The following is a 19,781-nucleotide window of genomic DNA, read 5'->3' on the forward strand; positions in this document are numbered from 1 at the left end:
ATGAATAAAAATTTACACTCTCCATCCCGCTATTCGCACATCTTTTTTGGTCAGAAAATTAATTTAACGAAACAATTTAGTCGCATCAGTTGCGCATGGTTTGTTATTGTAACATTGCTTTTTTGTGCCTTTGTTTCCAATGCACAAACGCCTGTATGTGCAACACCAGGTGCAGACGGGGCTGGAAATTTAAGTACTGCAGCGAATACGTTTTATCCATCAAAGGCGGGAAGTGTAACCTTAAATTCGGGCAGTACCTCTTTAGAATTAGATCCTGTACCTGGTTCATTTACTGTAGGGAGTACTGTATTTTCTTTTGGCAATACGCAGATTACCAAAGGTAATTTGTTGTTGATCATCCAGATGCAGGGCGCAGATGCCAATACAACGAATACATCATCTTATGGGTCGGGAGTGGCTGCCAATGATGGCTCTGGCTATACCGGAACAGTTACTGCTGGTCGCTACGAGTACGTGGTGGCACTTAATGATATCACAACAGCTGGCGGAACCTTACAATTTAAAGGTGCTGGTACAGGTGGTGGATTGGTAAATAGTTATGTCAATTCGGATGCAACTGCTACTAAGGGACAAAGACGTTTCCAGATTGTGCGTTTAATGCAGTATTCGAATCTAACCATGACCACTGATATTAAGACTATTCCCTGGAATGGTAAAGCTGGGGGGTTAATTGCGATCGATGTTGCCGGAACGCTGACCGTGAACGGTCGTGTAATTGATGCGAGTGCAACGGGATTTCGTGGTGGTTATTTATTGCCTAGGGCCATATTAAATAGGCAAGAAAGTTTATACGTCACCACAGATCCTTCCTTGGCAAGTACTAAGGGAGAAGGAATTGTGGGTACACCCCGTTTTATGTGGGATGGTTATAATCAGGTAGATAACGGAGTTCAGGGGTATCCAAATGGAGATTATGGCCGTGGTGCCCCGGGTAATGCCGGTGGTGGGGGTAACGTGCACAATGCAGGCGGAGGCGGTGGTGGTAACGGCTCTGCTGGTGGATTAGGCGGATGGGCTTGGGTTGGTGCAACTGGAGACAATACACTTACGGGTGGCCGGCAAGGTTCTACAGTTCCTTATGCACTAAACAGATTATTTCTTGGAGGTGGTGGAGGTGCCGGAGATGCCAATAATGCAACTAATGGTGTGAGAGGTGGTGTTGGTGGAGGTATTATCCTCATTACAGCCAATAAAATTGAAGGAACAGGAACTATCCTGGCCAATGGAGGGAGAGGTGAAGCAGGTGGTTTGGGTAATGCTGCAGATGGTGCAGGTGGTGGTGGTGCCGGCGGTACAATATTTATCAATGTGGCTAACCCAAGTCCAACAGCTAACTTAACCATTCAGGCAAAAGGTGGTAACGGCGGAAATTCTTTTACTACAACAGCGCATGGTCCTGGTGGTGGTGGTGGTGGTGGTGTAATCCACTATAAAATTCCCAATGCAACCGTAACGACTACTACTGCAGGTGGTTTGAGTGGAAGAACAAATAATGGAGTTACACAGGCTGGAAATGTAAATTCTAATGTTCCTTATGGTGCAACAGATGGTTCGACGCCAGGCGTGGTGAATCAGTTCACTTTTAATGATTTACCTCCGGAGTTGCAAGGTGTAAGTTCAACATGTTTACCAAATCTGGTTATTACTAAGTCTCGAACCAATCCAACAGTTTCGGTGCCAGCTGGTTCTACCACTGTTTATACCATCAATATTAACAATACAGGTGGCGGTGCAGAAGGCGTTCGGATAAATGATCAGCTACCTGCAGGCTTAACATTCTTATCAGCCACGATCGTTTATTCTACTAGTCCATCAACCGTGGTTACGGTAACAAATAGTGGCACAGCTACCGCTCCAGTATTAGGAAATTTTAATATTCCAGCTGGAACCTCGGCAACAATTCAACTAACAGTTACTATCCCAGCCGCAACAGCTGCAGGTACTTACAGCAATCCGGCCCAGGTAACTTACCTTGATCCCACACGTACTGCTGCAAATCCGAGTCGGTTAATTTCTCCTGCATCCTTTGCCATAGGAGGAACAAATACAACTTACGAAACCGGTGGAACAGTTGGTGGAAGCAATTACAATCCTGCTTTAACAGATGAAGATTTACTCTTAACCAAACCCAATATATCAATCTTAAAAACCGTTAGTCCAACCTGTATTGCTACTGGCAGTAATGCTACTTATACCATTACGGTTAAAAATGAAGGTGCTACTACCCTAAATACATTTTCGGTAACGGATGTAATTCCTATGGGAATGACTTTTGTAAGTTCAACCGGAACAACTGCTCCCTGGACACGTTCGAATGTAGGTACAACTTATACCTTTGCCTATAACTCAGGTACTGGTCTTACCACCGGACAAACGACCTCTTTTACCATTACTGCAACTGCAACTACAGTACAGCCATCTGGCAATTGGTCTAATACGGCATCGGTAAGTGGGGGAAGTAATTCGACTGTTTTACTTTATGCCAATCCAACTACGGCCAGCTCATCAATTACTTCTGGAGGTACGGCCTGTAACGACGGTACATTTTTTATTACTGGTAATACCCCAACATTAGGTACCGGGCAATGGAGCCTTACCGTAAATACAGGTGGCTTTGCTACGCTTAATAACCCGAACCAGCCAAATGCAACGGTGGTGGGGGTAAGAAATGGTTCGCCTGTTACCGCTCGTTGGACGATAACCAATGGTACTTGTACCAGTACATCAGATTTAGTTTTAACTAATAACAGTATACTGCCTACTGGTACATTAAGTATTAATGGTACTGTTGGAAGTTCGTCAACAGTTTGTACCGGGACAGCATTACCAACGCTGAATATTGCGTTTACAGGAACTGGTCCATGGCTTTATACCTACAGAGATCCTTCAGGTTTGGTTTCCACGGAGCAGAGTAGTGCGGCGACTAGTGTTACCATCGTACCAACACAAGCAGGTACTTACTCTTTAGTTTCTGTTAGAAATGCTACCTGTTCTGGAACTGCATCCGGAACAGTAGTGCTTAACCAGAGTCCAACAACAGTTGCTGGTACAGTGAATGGTGCACAAAGCATTTGTTTTAATACTGCACCAACAGCATTGTCTATAAGTGGTCAAACTGGTAATGTTGTTTTTTGGCAATCTTCTCCAAATAACAGTACCTGGACGGATATTGCAGGAACGGAAAATTTAACTTCGATAACACCAGGTGTTTTAACAGCAACTACTTATTATAGGGTTAGGGTTAAAAGCGGTGCTTGTGCTGAAGCCATAACACCTGCCGTTACGGTTACAGTAAATGCATTGCCAACGGGATCGGCAACACCAGTAAGTCAGAATATTTGTAGTGGTGCATCTATTGCTACCGTTAATTTTAGTGGGGCAACAAGTTATACCTGGGTAAGGGATAATAATACTAACGTAACGGGAATCGTAAGTAGCGGTTCAGGTACAAGTGTTACCGGAACTTTAACCAATACAACAGGTTCGGCGCAAGTGGTTACCTTTACAGTAACACCAATTGCCAATGGATGTTCGGGTAATACATTTACTTTTACAGTAACCGTTCAGGGTATTGTAACTGCCGGATCTATTGGCAGCAATCAGTCGATTTGTACAAATACTCAACCAACAGCTTTAACTTCGGTAGCTGATGGAACAGGCTCGGGTACCATTAGTTATATTTGGGAAAATTCTACCAATGGAACAACATGGGCAGCTATTGCGGGTGCAAATGGAGCAACCTTCCAACCTCCTGTTTTAACCACTACAACTTTATACAGAAGAACAACTGTTTCTACTGCTGCAACAGCCTGTTCATCTGTGCCATCATCTCCGGTAACGATAAGTGTGAGTGCATTGCCAACAACGGCTAATGCAGGTGCTGATCAAACACAATACAATTCTGGAACATTTACTTTACAGGGAAATGCGCCAACCTCGGGCACTGGTGTTTGGACACTTGTTACTGGATCGGCCACTATCACTACGCCTACAAACCGTAATACTACTGTAACGATTGCAAAAAATACCGCTGCTACTTTACGTTGGACAATCACAAGTTCTCCTTGTACCGCTTCTACCGATGATGTTTTAATTACTTATACTGAAAGTACTGATTTGCAAATTGTTAAAACAGTAAATAAAACAAATCCTACAGTTGGCGAAAATGTAACCTTTACCATTACTGCAATCAATAACGGGCCAAGCAATGCAACAGGTGTACAGGTAAATGATTTATTAAAATCAGGCTATACCTTTGTAAGTGCAACGCCAGGAACAGGGACCTATAATGCAACCACAGGTATTTGGACCATTGGTGCTTTAAATAGCACATCTTCGCAAACATTAAGCATTATTGCTACGGTTAATGCCAATGCCACCGCGGCCAACTATGGCAACGATGCAAATATTACAGGTACAGAAACTGACCCAACACCTGCAAATAATTCGACCTCCATAACCAATATAGTTCCGGTTCTTTCAGTTGATTTATCCTTAACTAAAACTGCATCGCCGAAACCAGCTATTGCAGGTAATGCTTTAACCTATACCATAACATTAGGCAATAACGGTCCAAGCACTTTAAGATCTACAGATGTGGTGAAGATTACCGATAATCTTCCAGCCGGATTTACTGCAAATACCTATGCTGCTTCAACAGGTGCTTTTACGAGTACAAGTGGCAATTGGACAGGATTAACTTTAGCCACGGGACAAAATGCAACTTTAACTATTGCGGGTACACTGGCTGCAACTGCAACAGGTACCATTAGTAACAGTGCAAGTGTAGCTGCACCAACGGGCGCGGTTGATCCGAATTTGACCAATAATAGCCAAACAGATAATACAACCATTAACAGACAGGTTGATTTAGTGCTTGCAAAAACAGCATCACCAAAACCAGTTGTAGCTGGTGGAGCATTAACCTATACCATTACTTTAACCAATAACGGAAGCAGCGCCCTACTTTCAACTGATGTTGTAAATGTAGTAGATAACCTTCCGGCAGGATTTACCGCAACAACTTTTACTGCTGCTGCAGGAACCTATAACCAAACAAATGGAAATTGGACGGGCTTAACTTTAAGCAACGGTCAATCTACTACATTAACCATCGCTGGAACCGTTGCCGCGAATGCAAGTGGAACCTTAAATAACTCGGCAACAGTTACCGCCCCATCAGGAACAACCGATACGAATACAGGTAATAACACGGCAACAGATGCAACAACCATAAATCGTTCGATAGATTTTGCTATCGCAAAAACCTCAACACCAAATCCGGTAATTGCAGGCGAAGCGCTAACCTACACCATTACACTTACCAATAATGGAACCAGCCAGTTATTAAACACAGATATAGTTAAAGTAGTAGATGCTTTACCTGCTGGTTTTACTGCAACGAATTACAACACTTCATCGGGAACCTATACCAGCACAAATGGAAACTGGGCAGGCTTAACTTTAAGCAATGGACAATCGGCAACCTTAACTATAACCGGAACAGTAGGTGTTGCTGCAACAGGAAGTTTAAGCAATACGGTAACTTTAACCCCTCCAGCGGGTATAACCGATCCGAATACTACAAATAATACAGCTACCAATAATACCACTATAAATGCCAGACCAGTACTTGCCATTACCAAAACAGGATCTTCAGGTTTAACAGCTGGTTCGGCAGTAACTTATACTTTAAGAATTGTAAATAACGGAAGCAGTAATGCCATAAACGCCGATATTACCGATGCCGTACCTAATAGCATACAAGGGGTAACCTGGACCAGTACCACTGAAGGTACTGCTGCTGTTACCACAGGTGCATCAGGGAGTGGAAATACCGTTAATTTAAAAGTTAATATCCCGGCAGGAAGTGCGAATGCCATAAATGTAACGATCCAGGGTGCCGTAAATCCAGGTGCAACAGGAAGCATTACCAATACTGCAACGGTAACTCCGGCAGAACCACAGGGAACAGGAAGTACCTCGAGTGTAAACTCGAACATTACCAGTACATCTGGTGTTACGATTTCAAAAACTGCCGTATCATCAGAAACTGCAGGAAATACACTTACCTATCAGATTCAGATTGCCAACAATGGTCCAAGTAATGCAACAGGTGTACAATTGGCTGATATTGTCCCTGCTTCTTTAACAAATGTTACGTATACGAGTCAGGTATTGGGTACAGCTACAGTAACTACAGGTGCAACTGGTACTGGAAATACTATCAATCTTACTGGTAATATCCCGGCAGGGGCAGCAAACAAAATCATCATCAATGTTACCGGTACCATTAAACCAGATTTTGATGGCAACATTACCAACACCGCTACTGCGACACCGCAGGAAAGTGGAAGTACTCCTGTAAATGCCCAGGCCATAACTTCGGTAAGTAGAAAACCGGTATTCACCATTACGAAGAGCGGTCCAAGTACCGCCATTGCAGGTAACAACATTGTTTATTCGATAACCATAAAAAATACGGGTCCATCGAATAGTCTAAATACAGTAATCACAGATGCCATACCAGCATCGATAACCAATGCAAGTTGGACAAGTGCCGTAACGGCCGGAACAGCGACTATATCTGCCGGGGCAACGGGTACAGGTAATAACCTAAGTTTAACCGGAAGTTTCCAGGCCAACAGTACAGTTCAGATTACTATATCTGGAAAAATAGCGAGCAATGCATCGGGTAATATTACCAATACAGCCACTGTTACACCAGCTGAAAATGGCGTATCTCCAATCACTTCGAGCCCAGTTAACACTTCGTTAACTACCAAATCGGGTTTAACGGTATTAAAGAGTGCTCCTTCAACTCTAATTTCTGGAGCCAACATTAGCTATACCATAGAAATAGGAAATAACGGCCCAAGCGATGCCATCAATGCAATATTAAATGATGCGATTTCTGCTCAGGTTTTAAGTCCTACCTGGACATCAACTGTTCAAGGAACCGCAGTAATAAATGCTGGCGCAACTGGCAGCGGCAATAGCTTGCAAACAGGAGTAACAATCCCAGCAGGGGCGGCAAATAAAGTAATTGTTACCATTAGCGGAAAAGTAAATCCTGCATTTAACGGTGCATTAAGTAATACCGCCACAGTTACTGCAACTGAAAGCGGAAGTCTTTCTCCGTCATCAACAACGAATACAACGGTTAATAGAACACCAACAATTGCAATTACTAAAAATGGTCCTACGGCATTAATAGCAGGAGAGAACATCACCTATACATTGGATGTATTTAATACCAGCACTGCTGATGCACAAAATTTAAGCATAGCTGATGCAGTTTCCAATCAGATTAGCAATGTAACCTGGACGGCTACTGCCACGGGCGCTGCGCAGGTATTAACTGGCGCAACTGGTACTGGAAATACTGTTGCAATTACGGGCAATGTACCTGCAGGAAGTGCAAACCACATCACAGTAACCATTACAGGTAAGGTTAGTGCTGCATTAAACGGTAATTTAGCTAACACTGCAACAGCTACACCATCAGAAAGCGGAACAACACCTGCAATATCAACCATTAATACAACTGTCAGCAAAATTCCGGTTTTAGCAATACAAAAAAGTGGACCAGCATCTATTAACGCTGGCGAACAGATCAGTTATACCATTACCGTTACCAACCAAGGTACGGCCAATGCAAATGCATCAGTAATTACCGATGCCATTCCTGCAAGTATTTTAAACCCATCATGGACTACTTCAGTTTCGGGAACAGCTGCGGTTACTGCAGGCGCCACAGGAAATACAAATGCAGTAAGTGTAACAGGTGATATTCCGGCAGGAGCAGCAAATAAAATTGTAATTACTGTTACAGGAACTGTAGATGCAGGTACTGCAGCAACAAGTATTGCAAATAGCGCTACCGTTACACCAGCAGAGAGTGGCGCAACGGCTAAAACATCCAATACAGTAACTACCTCGGTAGGGAAATTACCATCAATTAGCTTAACTAAAACCGGACCAGCAACGGCCAAATCGGGCGAAACGGTTACTTATATTATTGAAGCCATTAATAACGGACCTTCTAATGCCAGCAATTTAAGTATTACAGATGTTATCCCAACACAGTTAACAGGGGTAACCTGGACTGCGGTGCCTTTGGGAACATCTACTGTAAGCGTAGCTTCAGGTAGTGGAAATGTAAGTTTAACCAGTAACTTAAAAGTAGGTACTGCAAATAAAGTGACCATAACTGCCACAGGAACAATTGCTGCAGGCCAAAGTAATGTAACCATTACTAATCAGGCGGTGGCAACACCTACAGAGGCAGGCATAGCCCCTGTTAATTCAAATGCGGTAAGTACTACTATTTCTAATAAAAGTGCAATTACCATCGTTAAAGCCGGACCTTCGTCTGTTAATGCTGGCGAAAATATAACCTATACGTTAAGCATCAAAAATGCGGGCCCTAGTAATGCGGTTGCTGCAGTAATTGCAGATAATATTCCAAGTGGAATTACTAATGTAAGCTGGTCGGCGGCTGTTACGGGTACTGCAAGTATTAGTTTAGGTGCATCCGGAACAGGAAATAATTTAAGCATTACCGGAAATATTCCAGCCGGAGCTGCAAACGCCATTAATGTAATCATTATAGGTAAGGTAAATGCCGCATTTGCAGGTACCTCTTTATCAAATTCGGCTACCGTAACACCATCAGAGGCAGGTAATGCGGTAGTGACCTCAAATACCGTTACCTCTGCAGTAACAAAACAAGCTGATTTAAGAATAGAAAAAACCGGACCTACAACAGCAGTTGCAGGAGAGCAGGTAAGTTATACCATTACAGTATCCAATGCCGGGCCTGGTGATGTTACGGCAGCAAGAATTGTGGATACCTTTGATGCAAACTTCTTAACACCAACCTGGACGGTTGCTACGCAAGGTGCAGCAACGGCTAGTGTAGGTAGTGGTTCAGGAAATATTGATATTACAGGTAACCTTACGGCAAATGCAGCCGATAAAATTATCATTACCATTACTGGCAGGATTTCGCCAACGCTAACCACCAGTATTTCTAATACTGCAACGGCAACTCCTCCAGTAGGTGTAACCGATTTAACACCAGCAAGCAGTACCGTTACCACCACTACTACAAGAAAAGCAAATGTGCGTATTACAAAATCTGGTCCCGCAAACGTTGGGGCAGGAGAAGTAATTTCCTATACCTTGCGTATTGTAAACGATGGACCAAGTACGGCTACCACAACCGCAATACTCGATAACATACCAACTGAAATTATAAGTGGTATAAGCTGGAATGTGGTGGCCTCAGGCGGTGCAACATCAACCGCAGCCAGTGGAACCACAAGGAGCATCAGTTTTAACGCTACCATACCAACAACCGGACTTATTCTGGTTAACATTACCGGAACGGTAAACCCAGCATTAACGCAGGGCAATACGATTACAAACACAGCAACAGCAACTGTAGCTGCGGGTATTACCGATCCCGATCTTTCTGATAATACTTCAACAAAAGTAACAACTGTAGATAACGATCCAGTATTCAGGGTTTCGAAATCTGGTCCCGCAAATGCGAATATCGGCGATCCGATAACCTATACTATTGTGATTAATAACACAGGAGCTGGAAATATTACCAATGCCTTTATCACTGATAATGTACCTGTAGATGTACAGGTAAACAGCTGGACTGCAGTAGCTACCGCAGGTGCTACAGTTACAGGTACAACTTCAGGATCATCAAACTCAATATCAACAAAAGGAAATATTAATTCAGGAACAGGAACGATTACCATTACTGTGAATGGTATTATCAAACAAACAGCCAGAGCGGTGTTTACCAATACGGTTGAAGTAACCGCTAGTGATATTAAACAAAGTTCTGTTACCACAAGCATCAATAAATCAACAGATATTGCAATCAGCAAAACTGGTCCTCAAACCATATCTGCCGGAGAAAATATTAGCTATGCGATTAAAGTAGTTAATAATGGTCCTGTTGATGTTAGCGGATTAACGATTGCAGATGTGGTACCGGCAGGCATTACAAATGTAAGCTGGTCGGCAACTGCCAGTGGAACTGCCACCATAACCGGACCAGCAACAGGCAACGGAAATAACATTTCTGTTGGTGCAGATATAAATGCAGGAAGTACAAATTTCATTACCATTTTGGTGAGTGGAAAGGTGCCATCCAATACCGCTGCATCAACTTTGACTAATACTGCAACGGTAACTTTACAGGCTGGAATAACAGATTTTAATACCACAAACAATTCATCAGCGGTAAATACAACTGTGGTAAATTCACCTAGTTTAGTGGTGCAAAAAAGTGGTCCAAGCACTGCTGCTTCTGGAACACAGATCAATTATACCCTTACGGTTAGTAATAATGGCCCAAGTGATGCAACAGCAGTAAATATTGCCGATGTAATCCCTGCAGATATTACCAACGTAAGCTGGACAGCTGTAGCAAATGGTACAACTTCAATTACCTCAGGTACAACCGGAAGCGGAAATACAGTAGCGGTAGTTGGAAATATTCCTTTTGCTTCGGGCAATTCCATTACCATCAATGTTGTTGGAACCATAAATCCTGCTTTCGCTGGAAATATATTAAATACAGCATCGGCAAAAATTGGTGCAGCCGGAACTCCGGTAAATTCGCCAACAGTTACCACGGTAGTGGCTAAACAAACCAATTTAAGCGTAATTAAATCGGGACCTGCAACTTTAAGTGCTGGTTTACCGATAAGCTATACCATTGAAGTAAGCAATGCTGGCCCAAGTAATGCCACTGGTACAGTAATTACCGATGCAGTTCCAGCAGCTATACAAAATGTAACCTGGAGTACAACAGTTACCAATGGCGCAACTGTAAGTGCAGGAGCTACCGGAACCGGAAATGCATTATCGGTAACCGGAAATATTTTAGCAGGCGGAAACTCAAAAATATTAATTACCGTGAATGGTCTTGTTGCTTCTAATGCAACTGCAAACATTGTAAATACTGCTACCGCTACACCTGCAGAACCAGGTAACCCACCTGTGGTTTCTACGCCTGTAACTACGGTACTACAGAAAACACCAGGTTTGGCGCTTTCTAAATCTGCACCTACAACAGCATCAAGCGGACAACAGATTACCTATACTTTAAAATTAACCAATACAGGTCCATCAGATGCCTTAAATACCACTATTGCTGATGTGGTTCCAGCTGATATTAGCAATGTGCAATGGACCGCAACGGCTAGTAATGGGGCTGTAGTTAATGGAACGGCCTCTGGCACAACAAATAATGTTTCTGCCGCTGTAAGTGTTCCGGTAGGTGGAGTAATCAACATCGTAATAACTGGAACCATTAATCCAACTTATGTTGGCACCATTGTTAATAACGCTTCAGCAACGCCATCAGAACCTGGTGTTGCGGCTAAAACAGCTAGTGCAACAACTACTGTTTCGGCAATGGTTAGTCCGGTAATCACGAAAAGTGGTCCAACAACTGCTTTGGCTGGAGAGGAAATCAATTACCAGATCAGCATTCGGAATAATGGGCCAAGTACAGCGCTGAACTCCGTAATTACAGATGCTGTTTCGAATAATTTAACCAATGTTCAGTGGACAGCTACGGCTCAGGGTAATGCAATTGTAAACTCTGGAAATTCGGGAAATACCAATTCAATCAATGTAAATGCTAACATCCCGGCAGGTACAAATGATGTGGTCATCATCAATATTAAAGGAACAATAGCCAGTTCATTCGCTGGTACGATTTCTAATTCTGCAACAATTACCCCATCAGAAGCTGGCAGCACACCGGTTACTTCTGCAGCAGTGGTAACTACGGTAAGCAGAAAACCAATATTGAAAATTAGCAAGGTAGGCCCTGCAACCTTAACAGCGGGCAATAACATCAACTACCTGATTAATGTAAGCAACGAAGGAACAGGTAATGCTGTAAACTTAAGTGTAGCTGATGTTGTACCGGCTACAATTACAAACGTTACAATTACAGCAAGCACTACTGGTAATGCTACTATTGCCAATAGCAGTGTTACCGGAAATACCATTTCGGTAACGGGCGATATTAATGCAGGCAATGGCAATGGTTTCACGATTTCGGTAAGCGGAAAAGTTCCGGCAAATTATACAGGTACATTGGCGAATACGGCAACAGCTACACCATCAGAAGCTGGCGCTGTGGCCTCATCTGCTACTGCAAACACAGTGGTAAGCAGAGTGCCGGTACTTGAAATTATTAAAACCGGACCAGCTACTGCAAATGCAGGTGCTGAAATAGAATATATTGTTACCGTAAGAAACACCAGTACCAGTGATGCCTTGGCATCTGTAATTACAGATGCGGTACCATCAGGAATCCAAAATGTAAGCTGGACAACCAGTACGGCTGGAACTGCAACTGTAACTTCGGGAAGTACCGGAACAGGGAATTCGGTTTCATTAACGGCTAATATTCCTGCTGGATCAACCAATGCGGTAAGCATTTCTATAAAAGGTGTTATCCCTTCAGGTGCAACAGGCAGTTTAGCCAATGCAGCTGTAGCTACGCCTGTTGAAGCAGGAACAAGCCCTGCAACATCGGCAACGGTAACAACAACAATCCAAACCAGTACCGACCTTTATGTAATCAATACCGTTGCTAATGCCTTCTTAAAAGTTGGCCAAAATGCGGTATTTACCATAACAGCAGGTAACAATGGTCCAAGTGATGCAACAGGAGTAAGCGTTGCCGATTTATTACCAGCCGGATATCAGTTCGTATCGGCCTCGGCAGCACAAGGAACCTATAATCAATCTACAGGTGTGTGGACAGTTGGTAACTTAAATAGCGGCACAAGTAGCGTGTTAACCATTACCGCAACCGTGAAATTAGGAACCGATTATAACACAACGGCCACAATTTCTGGAGCACAAAATGATCCTATTACCAATAACAATAAAGCATCAGCCGGAGTAACCGCTGTAAATAGCGATCCGGTTTTAGTTGCCGACACCAAAACAACCAACGAGGATGTAACCCTAACCGTTACAGCTGCAAATGGCGTATTGAACAACGATACAGATATAGACAATAATACCTTAATCATAACTAAATACAGTATTGCAGGTGTTGATTATGCTCCTGGTTCTTCAAACCTGATTGCTGGTGTTGGTACCATTACCCTTAATGCCGATGGAAGTTATGTTTTTGTGCCTGTAGCCAATTATAATGGTACAGTGCCGGCCATTACTTATACCGTAAGTGATGGTAATGGAGGCGCTGTAAACAGTACTTTGACCATAACGGTGAATCCAATAAATGATGCACCTTCATTTGTAAAAGGAGCAGATCAGCTAGTGAATGCGAATGCTGGTGCGCAAGCGGTAAATAACTGGGCTACAGCTATAGTGGCTGGTCCGGCTGATGAAGTTGCAAGCCAAACGGTAAACTTTGTGCTAAGCAATAACAGCAGCACTTCGTTTACGGTACAACCTGCTATAGATGCTTCAGGAAATCTAACCTACACGCCTTCAGGAAACTTTGCAGGCAAGGTTACGGTAACTGTGGTATTAAACGATAATGGAGGCACTGCAAATGGCGGTGTAGACCAAAGTGCAGCACAAACTTTTATCATTTCAATTAAACCAGTAGGACTAACCGATAACGCAAATACCCTGGTAAACACACCGGTTACTACCGATGTTAAAGCCAACGATGGCGCAACAGCTACCAATACAACTGTATTAGCCGGGAATGGAGCGCATGGTACAACAACCGTTGATGCAACCGGAAAAGTTACCTATACACCAAATGCAGGTTACACCGGAACAGATAGCTATACCTATACCTTAACAACGGCTGATGGGGTAGTAAGTGATCCGATTACGGTTAATGTGAGCATTTATCCAACTGTAGTATTGTCAGGACCTGCGTCAGTTAACGAAAATGCAGGTGCTGTTAATTATACGGTTACCCTTACCGGAACAGCAGGAACAACCTTGGCATCGCCTGTAACGGTGGTAACTGGAATAACACCGAATACCACAAATGCTGCAGATTATAGCTTTAGTAGTTCGACTATTACTTTCCCGGCAGGGTCGGTTGTTGGAGCGGCGAGTGGTACCATCACTTTCCCTGTTACCATAGTTGATGATAATATCCTTGAAACTACCGAAGATTATACGGTTTCTATCGGATCGATTACCGGTCCGGCATCTTTAGGCAATGCAAGTGTAAGCACATCAATTGTTGATAATGATAACGCTTCTGTTGCCATCAACAATATTTCTGTTGTAGAAAACATAACCGGTGGTTTAGCCACCTTCACAGTAACCTTAACCGGTTCAGTACAGAACAGCTTCACTGTTAATTTTGCTACTGCCGATGGCACAGCAGTTCAACCGGGCGATTATACCACAACTACAGGAACGGTTACCTTCCCGGCAGGATCGGTAAATGGCGCTACGCAAACTTTTACCGTTCCAGTAATCAATGATAACATTACCGAAACCAGTGAAACCTTCACGGCTACATTATCGGGAATAACCGGGCCGGTTACTATTGCTACAGCAACTGGAACAGCTACCATTACCGATAATGATGCCGCAACTGTAAGCATTTCGGCAACACCAAGCAGTTACGATGAAGCCGCCGGAACAGCTATTTTTACCGTAACCTTAAGCAATGCTATTCAAAACGCATTTACGGTAGATTATACTACTGCAAACGGTACGGCCACCGCAGGGACAGATTATACCGCTAAAAACGGAACCATTACTTTCCCAGCCGGATCAGCTGCAGGAGCAACTCAAACCTTTACCGTTGCGATTACGAACGATAATCTGGTAGAGTTAGGTGAAACTTTCTCTGCAACATTAAGCAATGCAACAGGCGGTTTGGTAACCATTGCTACTGGAACAGCTACTGCAACCATTACCGATAATGATAACTCAATTGCAACTATTACTGCAGGAACTACAGGGAATGAAAATGGCCCTGTAAACGGAACATTTACGGTATCGTTAAGCAATCCATCATCAACGGATACTCAGATTACCTACACCTTAGCTGGAACAGCAATAGAAGGAACAGATTACGATGCTATTGTAACTAAAACAATTACTATTCCTGCTGGGCAAACCACTGGAACCATTATTATACCTGTTAAAACTGATTTAACAGTAGAAGGAACCGAAACCGTTATTGCAAATCTTGTTTCTTCTAACAGTGCTTTAGTAAGCATTACCCCAGTGCTCGCTGATAAAACAGCGACCATTAATATCCTTGATAACAATACCGCTACGGTTAGTATTTCGGCCACACCAACTAGTATTGATGAGGCCGCTGGAACTGCAACATTTACGGTGACTTTAAGCAATGCCGTTCAAAGTGCATTTGATGTTACTTATAGCACAACAAACGGAACGGCAATTGCCGGATTGGATTATACTGCTACGAGCGGAACATTAAACTTCCCTGCAAATTCTGCGGCGGGTGCTACCTTAACATTTACCGTTCCAATTAATAACGATAATATTGTTGAGCCGAGCGAAACCTTTAATGGAACATTAACTGGTGTAACAGGTGGATTGGTAACCATCGGGACTGCAATTGCTCCGGTAACTATTACTGATAACGATACTTCTGTTGCTACCATTGCTGCAGGTGTAAACGGTAACGAAACCGGACCAATAAAAGGAACCTTTGTGGTAACCTTAAGTAATCCGGCATCAACCGATACAGAACTTACCTATACTTTAGGTGGAACGGCAAGTGAAGGAACTGACTATTCAACGGTGGTAACCAAAACCATCACTATTCCTGCTGGTCAAACTACAGGAACCATTACCCTTGATGTTCAGCCTGATGCTGTTACCGAAAATACAGAAACGGTAATTGCTACATTAACAACTTCGAACAATGCGGTAACCGTAAATACAACACCAGCAAGTATCAATATTATTGATGCCAATACGGCAAGTATCAGTATTTCTACTACGCCTACCATTAATGAAACAGCTGGTACGGCAACCTTTACCGTTACCCTGAATAATGCGGTTCAAAATCCGTTTAGTGTAAATTACAGCACAGCCAATGGCACTGCTTTGGCAGGTTTAGATTATACCGCTACTACCGGAACATTAAACTTCCCGGCAAATGCTGCGGCAGGAAGTACATTAACTTTTACCGTTCCGATAAACAACGATGTTATTGCTGAAGCATCCGAAACCTTTACCGCTACTTTATTTGGAATTACCGGAGGTGTAGTCATTATCAGCAATGCAACTGCCACCGCTACCATCATAGATAACGATGCTGCAACGGTAGCGATTACAACAGGAACATCAGGTAACGAAAACGGACCTGTAAACGGAACCTTTACGGTAACCTTAAGTAATCCATCTTCAACTGATACAGAGATCACCTATTCGCTAGGCGGTACTGCAACAGAGGGAAGTGATTATACAACAATAAGCAAAACGATTATTATCCCGGCAGGACAGACTACCGGAACCATCACTATTCCAGTTAAAACCGATTTATTGGTTGAAGGAACAGAAACAGTTGTGGCAACATTGGTGTCTACAGCCAGTGCATTGGTAACCGTTTCGCCAATCCCTGCTGATAAAACGGCAACGATTAATATTACCGATAATACAACGGCAACGATAACCGTAGCCGCCACGAATGATGGTGCTGAACCAGGTACGCCAGGTTTGTTTACCTTCACGTTAAGTAATGCAGCTACAACCGATACACAGGTTGCATTTACGGTAAGCGGAACTGCAAGCAGCGGAGCAGATTATACTTCGCTTGGTACAACGGTAACTATCCCTGCTGGGCAAACCGGCAAAACTGTACAAGTGCTGGTACAGGATGATACTTTTGTAGAGGCAACAGAAACGGTTATTTTAACCATGGTGGCCGCAACAAACAATCCAGCCATTACGGCAAGTACCATTCCTGCAACGGTAAATATTGCCGATAACGATCAGGCAACGGTAGCAATCAACAGTATATCGTTGGTAGAAAATGCAGGTAATGCAACATTTACGGTAACCTTAACAGGTAACGTTCAGGATGCATTTACGGTGAATTATTCAACTGCAAATGGAACGGCATTAGCTGGGTCTGATTATACGGCAACAACAGGCAGTGTAACTTTCCCTGCTGGGTCTGTTAACGGTGCTACGCAGACTTTCAATATCCCAGTTATTAATGATGCCATTACCGAAAGTAGCGAAAACTTCACGGTAACGTTGAACAGTATAAGTGCCGGATCGGCAGTAACTATTCCTGTAGCAGGGGCAACAGGAACGGCGAGTATTACCGACGATGATGCTGCAAGTGTAGCCATTAACAGTGTTTCTGCTTTAGAAAACGTTGGTAATATGACCTTCACTGTAACATTGACCGGAAATGTACAAGATGCCCTTTCGATCAATTATGCAACTACTGATAATTCAGCAATCGCAGGGGCCGATTATGCCGCTCAAACAGGTGTAGTTACTTTCCCTGCCGGATCTGTTTCTGGTGCAACACAAACCATTCTTATTCCGATAACAAATGATAACATTACTGAAAGTACAGAAACTTTCAAAGTAATCTTAAGTGCTGCTACCGCTCCGGTTGGCATTACACAGGCCGAAGGAATTGGAACCATTAACGACAACGATGTGGCTACGGTGAGTATCTCTGCCACGCCAACCAGTATCGATGAAGCAGCAGGAACCGCCACCTATACCGTAACCTTAAGTAATGCGGTTCAGGCAGGTTTTAGCGTCGATTATGCTACTTCTAATGGTACCGCTATTGCAGGCAGCGATTATACTGCAGCAACAAGTACCTTAAATTTTCCTGCGGGATCGTTGGCAGGTGCTACTTTAACCTTTACCGTTCCGATTACGAACGATAATATTGTTGAGCCTAACGAAACCATTAACGCCACCATCAGTAATGTAACAGGAAGCCTGGTAACCATTGCAACCAGTATCGCTACAGTTACCATCACAGATAATGATACGTCGGTAGCTACCATTACCGCGGCTACAAATGGAAACGAAAACGGACCGGTAAACGGAACCTATACCGTAACCTTGAGTAATCCATCTGCAACCGATACGCAGCTTACCTACACCTTAAGCGGAACAGCTACCGAAGGTGCAGATTACAGTAATATTGTAACCAAAACAATCACTATCCCTGCAGGTCAAACTACTGGAACCATTACTATTCCGGTATTAACCGATGTACTGGTAGAAGGTATTGAAACTGTAGTGGCTACATTAACCGCGAGTAATAATACTGCTGTTACGGTAAGCAATATCCCGGCAAGCATTAACATTACCGATAATACAACTGCTACAGTAACAGTTGCTGCAAGTGCCGATGGTGCCGAACCAACCGCGCCTGGTCAGTTTACTTTTACCTTAAGCAATGTATCAACAACAGATACCCAGATTACATATTCGGTAAGTGGATCAGCAAGCAGTGGAGCAGATTATACTTCAATCGGTAATACGGTAACCATTCCGGCCGGACAAACTACGGTTGCGGTATCTGTACCAGTGTTGGAAGATAATATTGCGGAAGGTACCGAAACGGTAATCTTAACCATGACCGCTGCAACCAATAATGCTTCAATTACGGCAAGCACAGTACCTGCAACCGTAAACATTACCGATAATGATAGCTCAGCTGCAACAATTACAGCGGGCATAGCCGGAAACGAAAACGGGCCTGTAAATGGTACATTCACAGTAACCTTAAGTAATCCATCTTCAACAGATACGCAGATTACCTATACTTTAAATGGAACAGCAACCGAAGGCAGTGATTATGCTGCAATCGTAACTAAAACCATTACCATTCCTGCGGGTTCAACTACCGGAACGATTACCATTCCGGTGTTAACCGATGCAGTAGTGGAAGGAACAGAAACCGTGATTGCTACATTAGCAACATCAGGAAATCCATTGGTAACGGTAAGCAATACGCCTGCAACCATCAACATACTGGATAATAATGCCGCTACAGTAAGTATTTCGGCAACACCAACCAGTATAAACGAAGCGGATGGAACAGCAACATTCACCGTTACTTTAAGTGCCGCAGTTCAGAGCGCATTTACAGTTGATTATGCGACCACCAATAGCACCGCAACTGCTGGCGTAGGATTAGATTATACCAGCACAAGTGGAACATTAACTTTCCCTGCCGGATCTGCTGCAGGAGCAACTTTAACTTTTAGCGTTCCGGTTAATAACGATAACCTTGTTGAACCAAATGAAACTTTCAATGGAACAATAAGTAATGTTACTGGAGGATTGGTAAGCATTGCAACCAGTACCGCTGCGGTAACTATTATCGACAACGATACTTCGATAGCTACCATTACTGCAGGTTTAAACGGCGATGAAACTGGTCCGGTAAACGGAACATTCACTGTAACGTTAAGCAATCCATCTTCAACCGATACGCAGATTACCTATACTTTGGGCGGAACAGCAACCGAAGGAAGTGATTACTCGGCCATTGTAACCAAAACCATTACCATTCCTGCAGGTCAGACTACAGGAACCATCACCATCCCGGTATTGGTGGATGCTGTTAGCGAAAGTATTGAAACCGTTATAGCAACTTTGGCTAGCTCAAGCAATCCATCGGTAAGTTTTAGTACCACAGCTGCATCGATCAATATCCTTGATGCCAATACGGCAAGTATAAGTATTTCGACTACACCTACGGTTAACGAGGCCGATGGAACAGCAACCTT

At 43.4% G+C, this 19,781-nt stretch carries 1 protein-coding gene (cut by a window edge); it reads left to right on the forward strand.

Annotated elements, in window-relative coordinates; genetic code table 11:
* Nucleotides 1-19,781, forward strand: partial view of a Calx-beta domain-containing protein gene (locus EZ456_RS21905; protein ID WP_131533862.1) — the 5' portion only. The gene runs 10,375 nt beyond the window's last position; only the first 19,781 of its 30,156 coding nucleotides appear in the window; the start codon lies at nt 1-3; the stop codon falls past the right edge of the window.

It is taken from the genome of Pedobacter psychrodurus, assembly GCF_004331735.1.
In the GTDB taxonomy this organism is placed as follows: domain Bacteria; phylum Bacteroidota; class Bacteroidia; order Sphingobacteriales; family Sphingobacteriaceae; genus Pedobacter; species Pedobacter psychrodurus.